Genomic DNA, 19,593 nt, shown 5'->3' with positions numbered 1-19,593 from the left:
CGGCGGGGTCACATCATGAATCCGCCTCCGCAGACCAGGGTTTGACCGCTGACGTAGTCGGATTCCGGGATGCACAACAGGTACACCGAACCCGCGGCGTCCTGCGGGGTGCCGGCCCGGCCGAGCGGGATGCCACGCTCCATGTCCGACAACAGGTCCGGGTTCACGCCGACCTTGATCTGATTGCCCGCCACGTCGATGGTCGCGTCGCCGCCGGCGGGGATCTCGGTCAGCCGGGTCTTGATCAGCCCGAACGCCACACTGTTGACCGTGACGTTGTAGCGGCCCCACTCCTTGGCGAGCGTCTTGGTCAGGCCGGTGACGCCCGCCTTCGCGGCGGCGTAGTTGGCCTGTCCGGCATTGCCGCCGACCCCGGCGAGCGAGGCGATATTGACGACCTTGCGACACGGCACCGCCGCACCGGCCTGCCGGGCCTGCTTCACCGCGGCCGAGATCACCGGCTGCGCGGCGCGCAGGATCCGGAACGGCGCCTTGAGATGGACGTCGAGGATGGCGTCCCACTGCTCGTCGGTCATCTTCTGCACGACGCTGTCCCAGGTGTAGCCGGCGTTGTTGACGATGATGTCCAACCCGCCGAAGGACTGTACGGCCGTGCGCACGAAGCGCTCGGCGAAATCCTCGTCGGTCACGCTACCGACGCAGGCCACCGCCTGGCCGCCTGCCGACTCGATCGCGGCCACCGTCTGCTCTGCCGGTTCGAGATCCAGGTCGTTGACCACGACAGCGGCGCCGTCCTCGGCCAGCTTGACCGCGATCGCACGGCCGATACCCCGGCCGGAGCCGGAGACGATCGCAACCTTGCCGTCGAGTTTTCCCATGTGCAGCAATTCCTTTCAGTGCAGATCGACGACGGCGTCGCCGATCAGAGTGGGGGTTCCGTCCGCCAGTGCGACGGTCAGCGCGAGCGTGGCCACGCCGTTCCGCACCGAGACGACGCGCCCGGTACAGGTCGGGCGGCCGTGCACCGGGGTGATGGCGGCGAAGCGCACGCTCCAGGAGCGAATCCGTTGCTGTGGAACCCAATTGGTGAGCAGCCGCCCCAGGTAGGCCATCGACAGCATGCCGTGCGCGAACACGTCGTCCAGGCCCGCGGAGTGCGCGACGTCGACGTCGATGTGGATCGGATTATGATCGCCGGACGCGCCGGCGAAGAGTGCGAGCGTGGTCCGTGAGATCGGCGCGACCTCCAGCGGCGGCAATTCGGTTCCCGGCGAAACCTCTGGCGTCGTGGTCACTTCGCCGACTCCGGATGACGCACGACGAGCACGCTGCTCATCTCGGCGACCAGCTCGTCGCCGCGGCTGATGCTGGTCTGCTTGACCAGGAATTCCAGCGCGCCGCCCTTCTTGCCGTAAACGTCCACGATGCGGGGACGGAGGGTGAGCGTGTCACCCGCGTAGGCCTGCCGATGGTGCACGAACGACTGCTCACCGTGCAGCACCCGGCGCAGATCCACCTTCAGCGCCTCGAGGAATCCGAACGGATCGGGGGTCTCCAATTCGAGACTGTAGAAGAACGTGGGCGGAATCGGCAGGTCGGGATGGCCGGCCTGATGGGCCACCGCCACAACGGTATACAGCGGGTCCGTCTCGCCGATGGCCCGGGCGAACAGTCGGAGCCGGCCGCGCTCGACGTGGACGGTGATCGGGTCGATCGGGAGCTCGAGAGCCGCGACGGTATCTATCGGCACTGTTCAGTCCACCTGCTCTGTCATGGTTCGTTCCACCGATCTGCATCGACTTCGGATGCGGAGACTCGTCGTTCGCTCGGACCGGAAGGGCTGGATCGCCCGTTGACACGGTCGGAGGCGCGCCTTAGCGTACGTCTTATTAGATCACTCTATCTAGAGCGATTCCGTCACTCCCCGGTCACACCCACGAAGGGAACCCCATGCGATTTTCCGGCAAGCACGCCGTGATCACCGGAGCCGAAGTTGAGCATTGATGTCGAATCCGCCCGGGTGGCGGCCGCCGCACGCGAGGTCGTGCGCGAGCACGATCCCCGATCCGTTCCCCTCCCGGAATTCTCCGGGGCCTGCTTCGACGCGGGCCTGTCCTGGGTGCACTTTCCCGAGGGCCTCGGCGGTCTGGGCGTCTCGCGCGGCCTGCAAGCCGTCGCGGACGCGATCTTCCAGGCGGCGGGCGCCCCAGCGGCGTTCAGCCTGAACCCCATCGGCTACGGCATGGCCGCGCCGACCGTCTACGAGCACGCCCAGACCGAGGAGCTGAAGCGCGCCTGGCTGCGTCCGCTCGCGACCAACGAGAACATCTGGTGCCAGCTGTTTTCCGAACCGGGCGCCGGCTCCGATCTGGCCGGCCTCGCGACGTCGGCGGTCCGCGACGGTGACGACTGGGTGGTCAACGGGCAGAAGGTGTGGACCACGCTGGCGCACCGCGCGAGCTGGGCGTTGCTGCTCGCCCGCACCGACCCGGCCGTCCCGAAACACCAGGGCCTCACCTATTTCGTGGTCGACATGCGCGCCCCGGGCGTCGAAACCCGCCCGCTGCGCCAGATGACCGGCCAGGCCGAGTTCAACGAGGTCTATCTCGAGAACGTCCGGATCCCCGACGCGCACCGGCTGGGCGCGATCGGCGCGGGCTGGCAGGTCGCGATGACCACGCTGATGAACGAACGCAGCTCGATCGGCGCGAGCGGCACCCGGCGCGGCGACGGCACCATCGCCGACGCCGTCGCGCTGTGGGCGCAGCGCCCGGACCGCCACACCCCAGTGCGGCGCGACCACCTCACGCAGCTCTGGTTGCGTTCGGAGGCGCAGCGACTCACCGCCGAGCGCTCCCGCGCCACCGCCACCCTCAGAGGCCCCGGCCCGGAGGGGTCGATCGGCAAGCTCGTCGGCGCCGAGCTGAACAAGCGGATCTACGAGTTCTGCATGGACCTGCTCGGACCGGAGGGCCTGCTCTACGGCGACTACACCATGCGCGACACGGGCCCCGGCGACGACGAACTCGGCCCCGTGCAGCAGCGCTTCCTGCGCTCGCGCGCCAACACCATCGAAGGCGGCACCTCCGAGGTGCTGCGCAATATTCTCGGCGAGCGGATCCTGGGCCTGCCCGGCGACCTGCGCGCCGACTCCGGACGACCCTGGCGTGAGGTGCCCCGTGGCTGACCAGAACCCGACTCCGAGCGAGCAATTCGCGTTCACCCCGGAACAGCAGGAGCTGCGCACCGCGGTGCGACGCTTCTGCGCCGAGCACTCCGACGAGGCGACCGTGCGGCGGCTCATGGAGTCCTCGCCGCCCTTCGACCAGAAGGCTTGGGCCAGACTCGGATCCGAGCTCGGCGTGCTCGGACTCGGTGTGCCGGAGGAGCTCGACGGCTCGGGCGGCGGCCTCGTCGACGCCGCGATCGCCATCGAGGAACTCGGCGCGGCCCTGTGCTGCGGACCGGTTCTCGGCACCCTGGCACTGTCCATCCCCGCGCTGGTCGCCGCGCCGGACAGTCCGGTGCGCGCCGAGACGCTGGGCCCGCTCGTCGCGGGCGTTCGGACCGCGGCCTTCGCCGTCCCGGACCGGGCCGGTCGCTTCGCCGCCGATGCCGTGACCGTGCGCGCCACGGGTTCTGGCGACGAGTGGACCATCTCCGGAACCGTCGAGCGCGTTGTCGACGCCGGCGCCGCGGACGACCTGCTCGTCGCCGCGACCGGCCCGGACGGGGTGGCACTTTTCGTGGTCGACGCCAATGAGCCTGCGGTGGAGCGCATTCCGCTGTCCACGCTGGACCTGACCCGGCCACAGGCCACGGTCCGCTTCTCCGGCGCTCGGGCCCGGCTGTTCGCGGCCCCGGCGGAGACGGACCTGGTCTGCCGGCACGCGCTGCGCGTAGGCGCGGTGCTACTGGCCGCCGAGCAGGTCGGCGGCGGCCAGCACCTACTGGACCTGAGCGTCGCGTACGCGAAGGAACGGCTGCAGTTCGGCCGGCCCATCGGTTCGTTCCAGGCCGTCAAACACCGGCTCGCCGACATGCTCGTCGAACAGGAGCACGCCCGCTCGGCGGCGTACCACGGCGCGTGGACGCTGCAGGACGGAAGCGATGACGGGGAACTCGCGGCGTCGATCGCGCAGGCGACCTGCTCGGCGGCATTCACCCGCATCGCGGCCGACACCGTCCAGGTGCACGGCGGCATCGGCTTCACCTGGGAACACCGGACGCACCTGTACTTCAAGCGCGCGTTCACCGACGCGGCACTGCTGGGTAGCGCCGAGGATCACCGGGACCGGATCGCCGAGCTCGTATTCGATTCCGCCACGCCCGAATTCGAACTCCCGGTCGCGACGGGATGAACCCCGTGGCGATCGCGGTCCGACCGTTGACGAGGCGGGAGACCTGCGTCTACGCTCTAGTAGATCAATCTATCAAGTCGGTCGCATTGCCGGTCCGGGAGCTCGCCGCTGCCGAACAAGGTCTCTGAATGCGATCCGATCCAGGAAGGTGTCATGTCCCAGTCCTTCAACGCTTTCGTTGTCAACAAGAGCGACGCCGGCTTCAGTGCCGGCGTGCAGCAGCTCACGCTCGATGACCTGCCCGCCGGCGAGGTCACCGTGCGGGTGCGGTACTCGAGCGTCAATTACAAGGACGGCCTCGCCTGCCTTCCCGAGAGCCCCGTCGTGGGTTCGTACCCGATGGTGCCGGGCATCGACCTCGCCGGCACCGTCGTCGAGTCGAGCGACCCGCGCTTCGCGCCCGGCCAAGAGGTGCTCGCCATCGGCCGCGAGCTGGGCATCTCACACTTCGGCGGCTTCGCCGAATACGCGCGGCTGAGCGGTGATTGGCTGGAGCCGCTCCCGCCGGGCCTCACCTTGAAGGAGGCGATGGCGCTGGGCACGGCCGGATTCACCGCGGCGCTGTCGATTCAGCGACTGGAGGAGAACGGCCTGAAGCCGGGCGACGGCCCGGTGCTCGTCACGGGCGCGACCGGCGGCGTCGGCAGCACGGCGGTGAACATGCTCGCCGGCCTCGGCTACGAGGTCTCCGCCAGCACCGGCAAGACCGAGGAACACGACTTTCTCCGCGGCTTGGGCGCTACCGAGATCCTCGGCCGCGACGAGGTTTCCGCGCAGGGCGCTCCCGTGGAAGCCGAGCGCTGGGCGGCCGGGGTGGACCCGGTGGGCGGCGACACCCTCGCGTATCTGCTGCGCACCACGCGCTACCGCGGCTCGGTGGCGAACTGCGGCCTGACCGGCGGCCCGATGCTCGCGACCACCGTGCTGCCCTTCATTCTGCGCGGCGTCAACCTGCTGGGGATCGACTCGGTCATGTGCCCGGCGGAGGTGCGGGCCGCGGTGTGGCTGCGCCTCGGTACGGACCTGAAACCGAAGAACCTGGCGGAGAGCATTTCTCACGAGATCGGCCTGGACGAGGTGCCGGCGGTCACGGGCGCGATTCTCGGCGGCGCGGTCAAGGGCCGGACGATCGTGCGACTGTAGCGGCCCCGGCTTGCACCCACGGTGACCGCTCCCGTCGGGCAGCAAGCACCGTCGGCTACGACGAATTCTCGCGGACCGGCCAGTGTCTCGGCCGGTTTCGAGCTCAGTGGAGAGGACTGAAAATCAATGGAGAAATTCACTCTGCAGCAGATGGAAGAGGTGCTCGCCATTCATGAGATGGCCGAGTTCAATCTCGATCTCGATGCAACGTTGGCGACGCTTGTCGACAATCCGGTGTACGAGCTCCCGACCCTCGGATGGCACATCGAGGGAAGGGACGCCGTTCGCGAAACATACGCGCGCATGCTCCCCGGCAGCGACAAGCGGAACATCTGGGCCGACAAGCGAGTTCATGCGATTTCCGACAACGAACTGTGCCGCGAAGCCTACGTGTACTTCGACACCGAAGAGGGCCGTGTCACCGGTCGCTACTTTGTCGTGATGGCCTTCGAGGGCAATCGGATCTCCGGCGAGCGGATGTACATGGACACCACCTTCGCGAAGGCGATGGCCGAGATGCTCGGACCCGACTTCGGCGACATCCCGGGAGTGTCCCGGCTGGAGGACAAGAGCCCGCCGCCCGTGCCGCGACTGGATCGAGCGGCGGAGCACGCCGCCAACCCGCGTCACTGATCCAGCGGCGACGACGGCTCTCGGGCCCCCACGGCTGGGTGGTGGACCCGAGAGCTGTCCCGCGCCGGGAAGTTCCCGGACAACCGACCATACCAAACAGTTCGGTTTGGTATGATGTGAGCGTGACCACTCCAACCGGCGCCGATACGACTCTCGACCGCATCCTCACCGCCGCGACCGACGAGTTCGCCCAGTACGGCGTGGCGGGGGCCCGCATCGATCGCATCGCCCGCCGGGCGAAGTCGAGCAAGGAACGGCTGTACGCGTACTTCCGCAGCAAGCAGGAGCTCTACCGGTTCGTCGCGGAACGCGAGCTGACCGCGATGACCGACGCCACCCGCCTGGACGCGACCGACCTGCCCGGCTACGCCGGACGGGTGCACGACTACTTCATCGCCCACCCCGACCATCTGCGCCTGATGCAGTGGGGCCGGTTGGATGTCGCGGGCAACGAGACTCCTGACGATCCTTTCCAGGTAGCCGTGCGGCAGACCGTGCGACGCGGGGTGGAGCAGGTGCGCCAGGCGCAGCTGGCCGGCCGCATCGATCCGGCGTGGGACCCGATCGACGTCATGGTCCTGGTCAATCAGATCGCCCTGTCCTGGGCCGAGCAGCCCGATGTCGTCGACCTCGCCGAGGGACAGGTCCGCGACCCATCCAATGCGGCGCGCCGCGCCGCGATCGTCGCCGCCGTAGCGGGCCTGTTCCCGGCGGCCGTGCCAGAGGATCGAGGAGTCCGTCCGTGCGGGAGTGGATAGTCAAGCTCAATACGATCGACGGCGGAGCGGCGGAAGCCCTGCGCGTGATCGAGCATTTCGACACGCTGGTCGATCAGCGGTCATCGGCGCTGGCCATGCTCCGGGCGGCGGCGGCGCTGGCAGACTGCCCGGTCGGGCTGGAGGATCCGGAGCGCGGCCTTCGAGTCGGTGTCGACGCGGCCGGCCGCACCATCTCCGATGTCGGTGCGGGGACCGCGTCCCGCCAGACCGAGCGCTTCGAGGAGATCACCGTCTGGCTCGACCGGGACGGTCCGCTCTGGCCGCTGGACCACCTGATTCTCGAACGATTCGCCCGCAGCCTGCACTCGGTCAAGAAGACTCGCGATACCTCCCCCGCGGTGGCCGCGACCCGCATCGCGTGTGATCCGGACGCCTCCCCCGCCGACCGGCACAACGCACTGCGGCAGCTGGGCCTGGGGTCGGCGGTCACCGTGGTGGCCACCCATCTGGCCAATGCGCGGCACCTGCCCCCGGGGCTCGTCCTCGATGAGCATCAGATCAACCTGTTCCCCGCGTCGATGCCCCCGCACACGATCCCGCTCGATATCGCCGCGGGGATCCATTCCTGTGCCGGCGCCGAAGTCCATCTGGGATGGCAGTACGCCCGCACGGCGCTGCGCATCGCCATCGATCTCACCACCGGCGAGCCCACGCATGTGCGATACGACCAGCTCGGCTGCATCGCCACCGTCGTGGAGAGCGTCGACGCGGATACCGCCGCGCGCGCACCCGATGTCCGCCGGGTGGTCGAGCTGCAGGCGCAGCGGCCGTGGGTGGTTCCGACCATCGAGGCGGTGTTGAGCCACAGCAGTATTCGCGAGGCCGCCCGCCTGCAGAATCTGCACCACTCGACCATGCGGCAGCGGATCGACTGGCTCGAACGGCAACTCGGATACACCCCGCTCAGCAGCGATGGATACGCGCGCGCGAGCACGACGCTGATGCTGTGGCGGATCGCGATGGCCGCCGAGCGCCCGCACGGTGCACCGCAGCCCGTGACCGCCGTTTGTCGGTGATCGAGGTGGTAGTCGCGCCGGGTTGGCGGCTGTGACCGGCCTCATCCGGCCGGTTCACTGGAGGCCGAAGGAGGTCTCAATGACTCAGAACGAATTGTCTTTCGGCCCCGCACCGGTGCGGCCGCCCTACGATCCCGAACTGGTTCCCGGACTCGCCGCGATCCGAGCCGCCACACCCGCGCTCGGCGACGACACCCTGGAGCTCGTCCGGGAGATCACCAAGGCGGCGGTGCCCGGCCGCGAACCGGTCGATCTGACCGTGGGCGGCCGGGTCCAGGTCGAGGAACTGACCATCACGACCGCGGACGCCGAGCTCCCCCTCGTCGTCCTCACGCCCGCCGAGGGACGGGGACCGTGGCCGCTGATCTATTACGTTCACGGCGGCGGGATGGTCGCGGGCGGACGCCATCTGGGCCTGGACGACCTCATCGCACTGGTGGCGGTCGGCAGCGCGGTCGTCGCGTCGATCGAATACCGGCTCGCGCCCGAACATCCCGACCCCGCCCCGATCACCGACTGCTATGACGGCCTGCGCTGGTGCGCCGAGAACGCCGCGCGGTTGCGCATCGATCCATCGCACATCATCGTCACGGGAACCAGCGCCGGCGGCGGACTGGCCGCGGGCATCACGCTGATGGCGCGGGACACGGGCTTCCCGGAAGTGAGCCATCAGGTGCTCGTCTGCCCGATGCTCGACGACCGGTTCGAGACCCACAGTTCCCGCATGCTCGACGACGACGGAACCTGGGACCGCAACGGCAATCTGTACGGCTGGACGGCGCTGCTGGGCGATCGCCGCGGCACCGAGGACGTCTCCTATTACGCGGCCCCCGCGCGCGCCAAGGATCTGTCGGGGCTGCCTCGGACCTTCATCGATATCGGTTCCGCCGAAGGCTTTCGCGATGAGGCCATCGCCTACGCGCTGGGTCTGAGCCAGGCCGGGGTGAGCGTGGACCTGCACATGTGGGGCGGTGGATTTCACGGCTTCGAGAACATCGCGCCGGCGGCGATCGCCCAGTCCTCGTTCGCGACTCGGACCGCGTTCTTCCGCCGCGCGTTGAAACGCTGATCGCGCGCGGCAATTCTCATCCGATCGAATTGTGCCACCGGCGGATTCCGCCGGTGGCACAACCGTATTCCGGCGAATGCGGCGGCACCCGCCAACCCGGTGAGAACAACGTCCATATCCCGCCGAATGGCGGGTGATCCGGTCGGCGCGAAAGCAATACGCTGCGTTTCATGAAGGCAGTCGTATGTAGCTCTGGAAAACTGGAAGTCACCGATGTTCCCGATCCGCGACCGGGACCGGGTCAAGTTCTGATCAATGTATCCCGTTGCGGGATATGCGGTTCGGATCTGCACGCGCGCGTCCACAGTGACGAGCTCGCCGATATGGCCGCGACCGTCGGCTACGACAAGATGCCGCGGCACGAAGACAAAGTCGTTTTCGGTCACGAATTCTGCGGGGAGGTCGTCGAATACGGTCGCGACACCCGGCGCCGCTGGAAGCCGGGTACCCCGGTGGTGGCGATGCCGATGTGCCGCGACGGCAAGGACGTCCAGATCATCGGGACCTCGACCCAGGTGCCGGGCGGGTACGCCGAGCAGATCGTCGTGCAGGAGTCGATGACGTTCGCGGTGCCGAACGGCTTGCCGCCGGCGCACGCGGCGCTGACCGAACCGATGGCGGTCGCCTGGCACGCGGTGCGCCGCAGTCGGATCGGGAAGAAGCAGAACGCCTACGTCATCGGCTGCGGCCCGATCGGACTGGCCGTGATCGCGATGTTGAAGGCGGCCGGAGTGCGCTCCGTCGTGGCCTCCGACTACTCGCCGCGGCGCCGGGAGCTGGCCGTCCAGTGCGGCGCGGACGTGGTGGTCGATCCGCGCGAGTCCGATCCGTTCGCCTCCTCCCCGTACCCGAATCGGCTCACCAATGTCCCGGACCTGCTCAACCTCGGTTTCGACACCATGGAGAAGCTGCGCCGGGTCCCGAATGCGCCGTGGTGGTACGCCTTTCGCGCGGCGCACAAGTTGGGCGTCTCCCCCTCGGGCCCGATCGTCTTCGAATGTGTGGGCGTGCCGGGCATGATCGACCGGCTGCTCGCTGACGTGCCGATGATGAGCAAGCTGATCGTCGTCGGCGCCTGCCTCGAGGCCGACACGTTCCATCCCGGGATGGCCATCAACAAGGAGATCGACATCCGCTTCTCCACCGGCTACGACCCGGGCGAATTCCGCGACACCCTGCACATGCTCGCCGACGGCGATGTCAACCCGGCGCCCCTCATCACCGGAACCGTCGGGCTCTCCGGTGTGGACGCGGCCTTCACCGCCCTCGGTAACCCCGAAGAACACGCCAAGATCCTCATCGACCCCGCGAGCCCGGCCACCATCCCCTGACCGGGGCCTGGCGCCGGCGTCCGAACATCATGGTCCGGAACACAGCCGATGGAGATATTCTGGCTGGTGCCCGCTGGTAGATCACGAGTATCCGATGGTCGAGAACGATCCCTGCAAGACCCAGCGTGATGTCGGCGTCGATGTCATCACGGAGCTGAGGACTGCCGGTTTCGAGGACGCGGAGGAGATCGGGCGGGGTGGGTTCGGGGCGGTATATCGGTGTCACCAGGTCGGTGCGGATCGCACGGTGGCGGTGAAGGTGCTGACCGAGGAATTCGACGAGAGCCGTGAACGATTCCTGCGCGAGCAGCGTGCGATGGGCCGGTTGACCGGACACCCGAACATCGTCGGCATGCTGGAGGTCGGCACCGTCAACGGCCACCCCTACCTGGTGATGCCGTACCACTCGGGTGGCTCGCTCCAGACGCGAATTCATCGTGACGGCCCGTTGCCGCTGTCGGAGGTCCTGAGCCTCGGGGTGAAGATCGCCGGCGCACTCGAAACTTCGCATCGCACCGGCGTTCTGCACCGCGATATCAAACCGGGGAACGTTCTGCTGACCGACTACGGTGAACCGGCGTTGACGGATTTCGGGATCGCTCACATCACCGGCGGGTTCGAGACCACCAGCGGCACGATCACCGGCTCTCCGGCTTTCACCGCGCCCGAGGTGCTCAGCGGGGAAGTCCCGAGCCCGGCGGCGGATGTCTACGGGCTGGGGGCCACCTTGTTCTGCGCGCTGACCGGCCATGCGGCGTTCGAACGACGCAGCGGTGAACAGGTGGTCGCGCAATTTCTGCGGATCACCCAGCAACCGATTCCGGATCTGCGCGACAACGACATTCCCGAGGACGTGTGCGTGTTGATCGAGGGTGCGATGGCGCGCAACCCGCTCGACCGTCCCACCGCCGCGATGTTGGGAGACCAACTCCGGGAGGTCCAGCGCCGGAATGGTCTGCTCGTCGACCGAATGCCCCTGCGAGGCGAGCCCGGAGCCGACTCCTTGGCAGTGGCGACACCGGCGGCCACGGCCTCGAGCGGCGTCAGGAATCTGCCGCTCGAGTTGACCAGCTTCGTGGGTCGCCGTACCCAGATGGTCGAGATCGAGAACCTGCTCGCCGGGTCACGGCTGGTGACGCTGACCGGGATCGGCGGAGTCGGTAAGTCGCGGCTGGCACTGCGTGTCGCGCAGAAGGTGAAGAATCGTTTCACCGACGGCGTGTGGCTGGTCGAGCTGAGCGATGTGCGGGATCCGGCACTGCTGGTCGACGTCGTCGCCAATGCTCTCGGCCTCCGCAGCCGAGGGGCCGGCCCGATGCTCGACGTGCTCACCGGGTATTTGTCCGCACGCAACCTGCTGGTGGTGCTGGACAACTGCGAGCAGGTGATCGACGCGGTCACGACACTGAGCGACTCGCTGCTCCGAGCCTGTCCGCGCGTGCGGATTCTGGCGACCAGCCGTGAGGCTCTCGATGTCAGCGGAGAATCGGTGCTCGCGGTGCCCCCGCTGGCAGTGCCCGATCCAGCGGTCACGCCGGCACTGAGAGCCGCTCGTGACGACGCCGTGGCCTTGTTCACCGAACGGGCCGCCGCGGTGGTGCCCGGCTTCGAGGTGACCCCCGGCAACCGGGCTTGCGTGGTCCGGATCTGCGCTCGGCTGGACGGGCTCCCGCTGGCGATCGAACTCGCCGCGGCCCGGCTGCGCGCGATGTCGCCCGAGCAGATTCTGGCTCGGCTCGACGACCGCTACGGTCTGCTGACCCGCGGGCATCGCGGTGCACCGATGCGGCAACAGACGCTGGCCTGGTGCATCGGCTGGAGCTATGACCTGTGTACGCCGGACGAACAACGGTTGTGGACCCGATTGTCGGTCTTCGCCGGCGGTTTCGAGCTCGACGCCGCCGAGCAGGTCTGCGGAAGCGACCTGACGCAATCGGAATTGCTCGACTCATTGTCCGCACTGGTCGACAAGTCGATTCTGATCCGTGAGGAAGCCGATCGAACTGTCCGCTTCCGGATGCTCGAGACCGTCCAAGAGTTCGGTAGAAGGAAGGCCGAGGACGGCGGCGAATACCTGGATTCCGCTCGGCGACACCAGGATTGGTTTCTTCGTCTCGCGCTGCGAGCAGAGGTGGAATGGATCGGACCGCACCAGCTGGAGTGGGCCTCCAGACTGGAGCGAGAACTGCCGAACCTGCGCAGCGCACTGGAGTTCGCGGTGTCCGAGGCGAGTGAAGCAGCCTTGCGGATGACCAACGCCCTCTACCCCTTCTGGTTGATGCGCGAACGGCTCAGTGAGGGTCGCCGCTGGTTCGCTCGCGCACTCACGCACACGACCGGAACACAGGCTACTGATCACGCCAAGGCACTCCATGCCGCCGAGGCAATGGCCACGCTGCAGGGTGACTTCGCCGACGCCACCGACAAACTGACGGAACTCAGGCGCCTGGCCGACCGGACCACCGACCCGGTGGTGACGGCTCTGCTCGCTCACGCTGAAGGAAACAACCTGCTCATGATGGGCGACGCCGACGTGGACCACGCGCGCGACCTGGTGGCCGACGCCGTCGAGATCTACGAAGCATTCGGTGAGCTCCCCCGGCAATTGGATGCGCTGATCTCGCTCGGATGGTCCTGCGCGATCCTGGGTGACACGTCGCGGGCGACCGGATACTTCGAGCAGGTGCTGGCGATCACCGAATCCGCTCACGAAACCATGCTCCGGTCCTGGGCATTGTGGGCAGCGGGGTACACGGCGTGGCGCGAAGGCGAGCCGGACCGCGCCGTGCGGTTGCTCGAGGAGGGCATCCGGTTGGCCCGGCGGGCGGCGGATCCGCTGGTCGCCGCGGCCTGTACCGAGACCCTGGCTTGGGTCACGACCGCGCAGCATCCTGATCGACGCGCGGCTGTGCTGATGGGCGCCGCCGACACGCTGGTCAGCGTGGCCGGCAGTTCGGCGTTCGTTTTTCCCGTTCTGCTCGTGCACCGCGAGGACTGCGAGCGCCGCACCCGGGAGGTTCTCGGGGCGAGAGTGTTCGAGGCGGGCCGCCGGGAAGGCGCGGCGATGACCTTCGATTCCGCTGTGGCCTTCGCGCTTCGCGAGCAATCCGGCGTTTCCACACCCGCTCAGGGTCCCGGCGGCACGCTGACCAAACGTGAGCTCCAGGTCACCGAACTCGTTGCCCAGGGCTTGTCCAACCGGGCGATCGCCAATCGACTCGTGATCGCCCAGCGCACTGCGGAAGGCCACGTCGAACATATCCTCACCAAGCTGGGCTTCACCTCGCGCTTACAGATCGCGAACTGGGCGGCCGAGCACGGCCGATCCTGAACCCGCCGGCTCCATCATCGTCCAACGGGCCGAACAGGTTCCGGATCGAGGAACAATCGTTCATTCGGCAGCCGCGTTTCCGGCAGCGGTTCCTCGATCTCGTGCATCTTCAATTCGATTGCGCACCAATATCTCCGGCGACAATCGTGGATGAAGTTCAGCGCGGCGGCCAGGGTCGCCCGGTAGTCGAACGCCTTCCCGCCCAACCAGATCCGCACGTGCACATCGTCCGGGGACAGGAACCAGGCTTCCCCGGTATTTGTCACCATCGACGGTCCCCGGTCGTGGCACGACCATCCGCGCGCCACGCCGACGTCACCGCCTCCGACAGCCGCTGCTTGGACCACCGCTCCTCCGAGCTGTCGGATTGCCGCGTCCGCAACCCTTCTTCGAGCAGGTTCAGGAACCGCCGCCGGTCGACACCGAATGCCACGAGCAGCTCGCCGGGACCGGCGCCACCGAACGGCGCCCAGCGGATCGCGAATTCGATCACTACTCGCGACTCCGGCTCGATCGACCTGCCGTACGCGAGACGCTCCAATTGACTCAGCGCCGAGCGAACCCAGAACGCATCGCGCCCCCGCTGGTGATTCCGTGCATCCATGCTTGTCCCGTCCGCTGGTGGCGTGACCTGTCCCCACCACTTTCTCCGGGAGACGGCCGCTCGGGCGACGGGAGATCTACCTACTCGCTACCTGCTCTCGGCACACCCTCGTGGGGATAGAAGCCGCCGAGGGCAGGAGGCTCACATCTGAGCGGCGCGGGCGCCGCGCCGCCGTGGCTGCATCCGGACGGCGGATCTGGCTCGACACCCCGTACGTCGATGCGAAGGCGCTGCTGGTGGACGTGGTCGCCAAGGGCAATCGCAGTCGCGCCATCGTGGCCTCCGAGTGGGGGTTCGTCACCATCGTCGGGGACGACGCGGATCTGGAGGCCATCGAGCTGCTGACCACCTCGCTGCTGGTGCAGGCCACCCGGGCGATGATCGCGAGCGGGCAGGACACCCCCGACGACGGGGCGCGCAGCCGGATCTTCCGCAAATCGTTCCTGGTCGCCTACGCCACCCGCATCGGGGAGCGGCTCGCGGCGGCCACCGCGGCCACCATCGCCGAATCACCCGACTCCGAACGGCTGCTGCCGGTGCTGGCCTCGCATCAGCTCGCCGTCGACGCGGCCTTCGACGCGCTGTTTCCGCAGGCCCGCAATCGTGGCATCACCATCCGCAGCGCCGAGGGCTGGGATGCGGGACGGGCCGCCGCGGACCGCGCGCAGCTCGACGCCCGGCGGCCGATCGGCCGGTGATCCGCCGCACGATCCTGCCGGTCGGTCTCGAATCCATGACGGCGCGAGCGAACATCGCAAGAACACGTTACAGTCCGGCCGTGAAATATCTTGTGGGATGCGCAATGGCCCTGTCGTTCGCAGCGACGGGTTCACCGGCAGCGCAGGCGGATTCCGCACCGACCTGTACCGACACCCCGAACTCGTACACCGCCGGCTGGCAGACCGGCTGGGCGTCGTACCAGGCCTCGGAGAAGAGCGGATCCTCCGGCTCCGCCTCGCGCACGGTCGACCTGCCGATCACCATCAACGCCCCGATCGACAAGGTGTGGACGGTCTACTCGAACCTGCGCAACGACATCGGCCGCCACCCGTTCCTCAAGGACATCATCACCCACCGCACCTGCACCGACGGCGTCAGCACGACCATCGATTTCACCGCGCTGGAGAACGTCCCGATGGGCTCGGTCGACTACCCCGCGAAAACCCAGGCCGAACAGCGCCTCTTCCCGGCCGACCGGTACTACCTCACCGACAGCTACGACACCCCCGGTGTCATCACGCATCAGAAGGTGACGTTCACCGACAACGGCAACGGCACCACCTCGGTGAACGAACACATCACCTTCAGCTCCAACCCCCTGCTGCTCAACTTCACCGTCAGCAACGGCGTCTCCTCCCACCAGGCGTACCAGGCTGCACTGAAGCGGGACATCGAGAACGGCACGCTCTGACCGCCACACGGCGTTGCCACCGGAAAGGCCCGGTCCTGCTGGACCGGGCCTTTCTCATGCGACGCCGCGGGACGCCTTTCTCCGAGCCTCTTCCTCAGAGGCACCAAACCAAGTCTGCGGATCCTGGCAACGGGAAGGTGAAACAGATGCCGACCGATCCGTCCACTGGGGTAGCCTGCGGTTCGCTGGCAGACGCCGCCGACGCTCCGGCGAGGCCCAGCGACAGCATGATTGCAGTCGCGGCTACGGTCCCGGCGATTCTTGTTTTCATTTGATCAACTCCTTGCACCATTTTCCGAGGAAGGACTTCCTCTTCAAAGGTAGCTAGCAGTTTCCTCAGCCGTAACTGGTGGCACCGACCCTGAATAGTGGTGGACACTGGTCAGTACCTCCACTCGGGGTCACACGAAGCGACGGGCCACCCAGCCGCGACCGCGCACGGTTCAGTCACCCTGGAGCAAGAGCCTGGAGCAAGCTCACATCTGAGCGGGACGGGCACCGCGCCGCCGTGGCTGCATCCGGTGCAGGCGATACCAGGCCAGCGCGAGGAAGATCGCGGCGAGACCGGCGAGGACTCCCATATCGAGCAGCCAGGTGCCGATGGTGTGTTTCCACAGCGGGTCGGGCCCGCCTTCGTGCGGCGTGAGGGTATCGAGGTCGATACTGGCCGCTCCAGCGCCGTAGCCCCAACGGGACGGCGACACGAAGGACAGCTGTTGCAGAACGGGCGTGCCGGGCAGCCGCACCAGCCCGCCGGTGAGCACCAGTTGCGCCATCGACAGCACGATCAGCAGGGGCAGTGTCTTTTCCGAGGTGCTCACCGAAGCCGACACCAGCAGGCCCAACGTCAGCGACGCGATGCCCAGCATCGCCATGGCCAAGATCATCTCCAGCTGGACCGACGTGAATATCCCGCTCGGCGGGAAACTCGTGCCGATAGCGCCGATCAAGAACAACACCGCCGTCTGGAGGATGGTGATCACACCCAAGACCAGCAGTTTCGACATCAAATAGACCCCGGCCGACAGTCCTGCCGCGCGTTCTCTGCGGTAGATCGTCTGTTCCTTGACGATCTCGCGAATCGCGTTGCCGGTGCCGACGAAGCAGGCACCGAAAACCAAGATCATGAGCTTGGTGGAGGCATCTTCGTTGGTTCCCGGGGCCCCGGTGAAACCCGCGCCCGCCGGCACCGCGGCGATCAAACCGCCCAGCAGCAGCGGCATCACGACGAGCAGCGCCAGATAACTGCGGTCCGAGGCGATTACCGCGAGATACCGCCGACACAGTGTGCTGAGCTGGCTGAGCTTGGACTGCCGCGCGGGCGGCGGAGCCGGTGCGTGTACTTCCGCCGGTCCGGTGTCGTTGGTCAGCCCGACAGCGACGTAGTTCTCGAAGCGCGGGGAGTTCCGGAACTCACCGGCCCAGTCGCGGTCCTCGTCCCGGTCGAATGCCTGGAACACCTCGGCCCAGGTGCGCTGCCCGAACTCCTGCAGCCCCTCTGCGGGCGGTCCGTAATAGGCCAGCTTGCCGCCGGGCACGAGAACCAGGAGGCGGTCACAGGAATCGAGATTCGCCACACTGTGGGTGACGACGATGACGGTCCGCCCGTCGTGGGCGAGTTCGGACAGCATTTCCATGACCGTCTTGTCCAGGCCGGGATCCAGGCCGGAGGTCGGTTCGTCGAGGAACAACAGCGACGGTTTCGTCAGCAGTTCCAATGCGACGCTCACCCGTTTGCGCTGCCCGCCGGAGAGTCGATCGATGCGGGTGTCCGCATGCCGCGACAAGCCGAGTTCCTCGAGGACTTCGTCGACTCGCTGCTCGCGCTCCTCCTTGCGGGTGTCACCGGGGAAGCGCAGCTCGGCCGCGTAGAGCAGGGCGCGTCGCGTCGGGAGCTGGTTGTGCAGGATGTCCTCCTGCGGAACCAGCCCGATCCGGTGTCTCAGCTCGTCGTAGTCGGTGTACAGGTCGCGTCCGTCGTAGCGGACGGTCCCCTCGGTCGCGGGCTGCATCCCGGTGACCGCGCCCAACAGTGTCGACTTGCCCGCTCCGCTGGGTCCGATGACCCCGACGAGTGAGCGCTGCGCGATGGGGAAGCTCACATCGTCGAGCAGCACTTTGCCTTCCGGTGTCCGCACGATGAGGTTCTGGGCCGAGACCGAGATGTCACCGGTGTCGACGGACTCGCGCAGTTCGTCGCCGACGAGCCGGTAGGTGGTGTGTCCCATGCCGATCAGGTCGGATTCGGACAGGTCCGCGGTCTCGATCCGGTGGCCGTTGACGTACGTGCCGTTGTGACTGTCGAGGTCGACGACTCGATATTCGCCTTCGGCGATCACCTGTAGTTCGGCGTGATGGCGAGACACCATGAGGTCGGGCACGACGATGTCGTTGTCGGCGGCGCGCCCGATCCGGAGCGTGCCCGAGACGATCCGTACCACCGCGGTGGGCTCGGTAGCCGGAGGCGACGTCCGCGACACTCGGCGGGGCAGGCCCGGCTCGAACAGGGTGACCGTGGCTTCATCGTCCAAGTCATAGCCAGGATTGGGGACGACCATCGTGTCCCCGCCGAAGTCGTCATCGGGTTCGGGCTCGGGAGCGGGGTTGGGTGATTCCAGCGAGCAGGACAGCTGCGCACCATCTTTGGCATGCCCCAGCTGGAACGTCTCGTCGTGGTCGATCAGCATCCGCTCGACGCGCTGACCGTCGAAGAAGGTGCCGTTCAGGCTGTGCGCATCCTCGATTTCCCAACCGTTCGATCCACGCTCCAGCACAGCGTGCACGGCCGAAACACGCGGATCGGTGACAACAACGTCGGCGGTCGGATCGCGGCCGATGTTGTACACACCCCCGGCGCGCAGCCGATAAACGTGTTCTCGCGTCTGCACCACGAGAACAGGCGACTCGGGGAATTCTGTGGAGGACCGCAAATCCGCCATAAGGGGAGTATACGACCCTGCCGAACTGCCGGGCCGAGTGCCGAGTACCGATGGGATCGGAAATACTCGAGCGAGTCGCGTCGTCCGGATGCAGAACCGCCTCACCGCCCGACAGCCGGTATTACCCATCGCTGCCGCGGTGTCTGTCCCCGGCCGCACCGGCTGGAAACAGACACCGCGACAGCTTTGTTCAGCGGCTTCCGAGGCTGCCGGGCAGGGAGCTGCCGGTGCCGGTGCCGGTGCCTCCGGCGGGTGCGACCGTGATGGTGGCGGTGGTGGTGGACGCGTTGACGGTGCCGTTGCCGGAGTAGTCGGCGGTGATGATGTGGCTACCGGCGGTGGTGGGGGTCCACGTGATGGTGGCGGTGCCGTCAGCGCCGACCTGGGCGGTGGTGCCGATGACGGTGCCACCGTCGGTGAAGGTGATGGTGCCGCCCGCGTTTGCGGGGTTGACCTTCGCCGTCAGGGTGATCGCGGTACCGACGGTGGCTCCTGTGACCGGGTTGACGGTCACGGTGGAATTGCTGTCGGCCGCAGCGACGTTCACCTGCGTTGTGGTGTTGGATCCGGTGACACCGTCACGCCCCGAGAAGGTCGCGGTCAGCGTGTGCGCCCCAGCGGCCGAGGGCGTCCACTGGAAGGTCGCGGTACCGGTCGCGTCGACCTGCCCGGTCCCCAGAATGGTTGCGCCGTCAGCGAACTGGACCGTGCCACCCGCCGCGGCGGGAGTCACCTTGGCTGTGAGGGTGGTCGCGGTACCGACTTTCGCGCCCGTCACCGGATTGAAGGTGGTGGTGGAAGCGACATCGGCTGCGGCAACGTCCGCCTGTGCGGTCGTGTTGGATCCGGTGACACCGTCACGCCCCGAGAACGTCGCGGTCAGCGTGTGCGCCCCGGCAGCCGAGGGCGTCCACTGGAGAGTGGCGGTCCCGGTCCCATCGACCTGACCGGTCCCCAGCACGGTTGCGCCATCGGCGAACTGGACCGTGCCACCCGCCGCTGCCGGAGTGACCGT

The 19,593-nt window shown here is 67.5% G+C and carries 18 protein-coding genes; 11 read left to right on the top strand and 7 right to left on the bottom strand.

The window, feature by feature from the left end:
• Positions 1-8: 8 nt before the first annotated feature.
• Genes ACWEOI_RS22325 through ACWEOI_RS22315 form a run of 3 tightly spaced genes read right to left on the bottom strand, consistent with a single transcriptional unit; the run spans position 9 to position 1,711 of the window.
• On the bottom strand, positions 9-839 hold the full coding sequence (locus ACWEOI_RS22325; protein WP_452360845.1) for an SDR family NAD(P)-dependent oxidoreductase: 831 nt from the start codon (positions 837-839) through the stop codon (positions 9-11).
• A gap of 15 nt (positions 840-854) precedes the next feature.
• A complete protein-coding gene (locus tag ACWEOI_RS22320; RefSeq protein ID WP_452360844.1) occupies positions 855-1,256 on the bottom strand; it encodes a MaoC/PaaZ C-terminal domain-containing protein in 402 nt (133 codons plus the stop codon).
• Positions 1,253-1,711: a MaoC family dehydratase N-terminal domain-containing protein gene (locus ACWEOI_RS22315; protein ID WP_452360843.1), complete on the bottom strand. Its 459-nt coding sequence runs from the start codon at positions 1,709-1,711 to the stop codon at positions 1,253-1,255. Before ACWEOI_RS22315 ends, ACWEOI_RS22320 begins: the two co-directional genes overlap by 4 nt.
• A 243-nt stretch (positions 1,712-1,954) precedes the next feature.
• On the opposite strand from ACWEOI_RS22315, the gene ACWEOI_RS22310 reads away from it, so the two are divergent.
• The 9 genes from ACWEOI_RS22310 (at position 1,955) to ACWEOI_RS22270 (ending at position 13,624) form a co-directional block, all read left to right on the top strand.
• Positions 1,955-3,148, top strand: a complete 1,194-nt coding sequence (locus ACWEOI_RS22310) for an acyl-CoA dehydrogenase family protein (RefSeq protein ID WP_452360842.1) — start codon at positions 1,955-1,957, stop codon at positions 3,146-3,148.
• Positions 3,141-4,322, top strand: coding sequence for an acyl-CoA dehydrogenase family protein (locus ACWEOI_RS22305; RefSeq protein WP_452360841.1), 1,182 nt, complete (start codon positions 3,141-3,143; stop codon positions 4,320-4,322). Before ACWEOI_RS22310 ends, ACWEOI_RS22305 begins: the two co-directional genes overlap by 8 nt.
• Before the next feature lie 153 nt (positions 4,323-4,475).
• Complete coding sequence (locus ACWEOI_RS22300; protein ID WP_452360840.1) at positions 4,476-5,465, top strand: oxidoreductase; 990 nt, start codon at positions 4,476-4,478, stop codon at positions 5,463-5,465.
• Between the two features lie 126 nt (positions 5,466-5,591).
• Positions 5,592-6,098, top strand: coding sequence for a hypothetical protein (locus ACWEOI_RS22295; protein ID WP_452360839.1), 507 nt, complete (start codon positions 5,592-5,594; stop codon positions 6,096-6,098).
• 122 nt (positions 6,099-6,220) lie between these two features.
• Positions 6,221-6,856 (top strand): TetR family transcriptional regulator, encoded by a 636-nt coding sequence (locus tag ACWEOI_RS22290; RefSeq protein ID WP_452360838.1) that lies wholly within the window; start codon positions 6,221-6,223, stop codon positions 6,854-6,856.
• Positions 6,841-7,893, top strand: a complete 1,053-nt coding sequence (locus ACWEOI_RS22285; protein ID WP_452360837.1) for a helix-turn-helix domain-containing protein — start codon at positions 6,841-6,843, stop codon at positions 7,891-7,893. Before ACWEOI_RS22290 ends, ACWEOI_RS22285 begins: the two co-directional genes overlap by 16 nt.
• Before the next feature lie 79 nt (positions 7,894-7,972).
• A complete protein-coding gene (locus ACWEOI_RS22280; protein ID WP_452360836.1) occupies positions 7,973-8,962 on the top strand; it encodes an alpha/beta hydrolase in 990 nt (329 codons plus the stop codon).
• Positions 8,963-9,132: 170 nt separating this feature from the next.
• A complete protein-coding gene (locus ACWEOI_RS22275; RefSeq protein ID WP_452360835.1) occupies positions 9,133-10,293 on the top strand; it encodes a zinc-binding dehydrogenase in 1,161 nt (386 codons plus the stop codon).
• A 94-nt stretch (positions 10,294-10,387) separates the two neighbouring features.
• Positions 10,388-13,624 (top strand): protein kinase domain-containing protein, encoded by a 3,237-nt coding sequence (locus ACWEOI_RS22270; protein ID WP_452361062.1) that lies wholly within the window; start codon positions 10,388-10,390, stop codon positions 13,622-13,624.
• Between the two features lie 14 nt (positions 13,625-13,638).
• Here ACWEOI_RS22270 and ACWEOI_RS22265 read toward each other — a convergent pair whose 3' ends face one another.
• Positions 13,639-13,842 carry a hypothetical protein gene (locus ACWEOI_RS22265; RefSeq protein WP_452360834.1) on the bottom strand — a complete coding sequence of 68 codons (204 nt, stop codon included), beginning with the start codon at positions 13,840-13,842 and terminating at the stop codon, positions 13,639-13,641.
• 44 nt (positions 13,843-13,886) lie between these two features.
• The gene (locus ACWEOI_RS22260; protein ID WP_452360833.1) at positions 13,887-14,117 is read right to left on the bottom strand and encodes a hypothetical protein; all 231 of its coding nucleotides are present in this window, start codon (positions 14,115-14,117) and stop codon (positions 13,887-13,889) included.
• 284 nt (positions 14,118-14,401) lie between these two features.
• Here ACWEOI_RS22260 and ACWEOI_RS22255 point away from each other — a divergent pair, with 284 nt between their 5' ends.
• Together ACWEOI_RS22255 and ACWEOI_RS22250 are read left to right on the top strand one after the other, a co-directional pair.
• The gene (locus tag ACWEOI_RS22255) at positions 14,402-14,926 is read left to right on the top strand and encodes a hypothetical protein (RefSeq protein ID WP_452360832.1); all 525 of its coding nucleotides are present in this window, start codon (positions 14,402-14,404) and stop codon (positions 14,924-14,926) included.
• A gap of 80 nt (positions 14,927-15,006) precedes the next feature.
• Entirely contained in the window at positions 15,007-15,639 is a 633-nt protein-coding gene (locus ACWEOI_RS22250) for a hypothetical protein (protein ID WP_433667313.1), read from the top strand.
• A gap of 476 nt (positions 15,640-16,115) precedes the next feature.
• Here the strand turns inward: ACWEOI_RS22250 and ACWEOI_RS22245 are convergent, their stop codons facing one another.
• Positions 16,116-18,707, bottom strand: coding sequence for an FHA domain-containing protein (locus ACWEOI_RS22245; protein WP_452360831.1), 2,592 nt, complete (start codon positions 18,705-18,707; stop codon positions 16,116-16,118).
• Positions 18,708-18,768: 61 nt separating this feature from the next.
• Positions 18,769-19,593, bottom strand: an 825-nt coding sequence (locus tag ACWEOI_RS22240; RefSeq protein WP_452360830.1) for an Ig-like domain-containing protein, incomplete at its 5' end; no start/stop codon positions are given.

It is taken from the genome of Nocardia sp. NPDC004340, assembly GCF_053602575.1.
Note: the sequence above shows the minus strand (reverse complement) of the source record. Positions and strands in the feature narration are given on the sequence as shown.

Coding starts and splice junctions, on each gene's coding strand:
- ACWEOI_RS22325 (WP_452360845.1), bottom strand. CDS start 839: ATGGGAAAACTCGACGGCAAGGTTGCGATCGTCTCCGGCTCCGGCCGG.
- ACWEOI_RS22300 (WP_452360840.1), top strand. CDS start 4,476: ATGTCCCAGTCCTTCAACGCTTTCGTTGTCAACAAGAGCGACGCCGGC.
- ACWEOI_RS22295 (WP_452360839.1), top strand. CDS start 5,592: ATGGAGAAATTCACTCTGCAGCAGATGGAAGAGGTGCTCGCCATTCAT.
- ACWEOI_RS22280 (WP_452360836.1), top strand. CDS start 7,973: ATGACTCAGAACGAATTGTCTTTCGGCCCCGCACCGGTGCGGCCGCCC.
- ACWEOI_RS22275 (WP_452360835.1), top strand. CDS start 9,133: ATGAAGGCAGTCGTATGTAGCTCTGGAAAACTGGAAGTCACCGATGTT.
- ACWEOI_RS22270 (WP_452361062.1), top strand. CDS start 10,388: ATGGTCGAGAACGATCCCTGCAAGACCCAGCGTGATGTCGGCGTCGAT.
- ACWEOI_RS22245 (WP_452360831.1), bottom strand. CDS start 18,707: ATGGGTAATACCGGCTGTCGGGCGGTGAGGCGGTTCTGCATCCGGACG.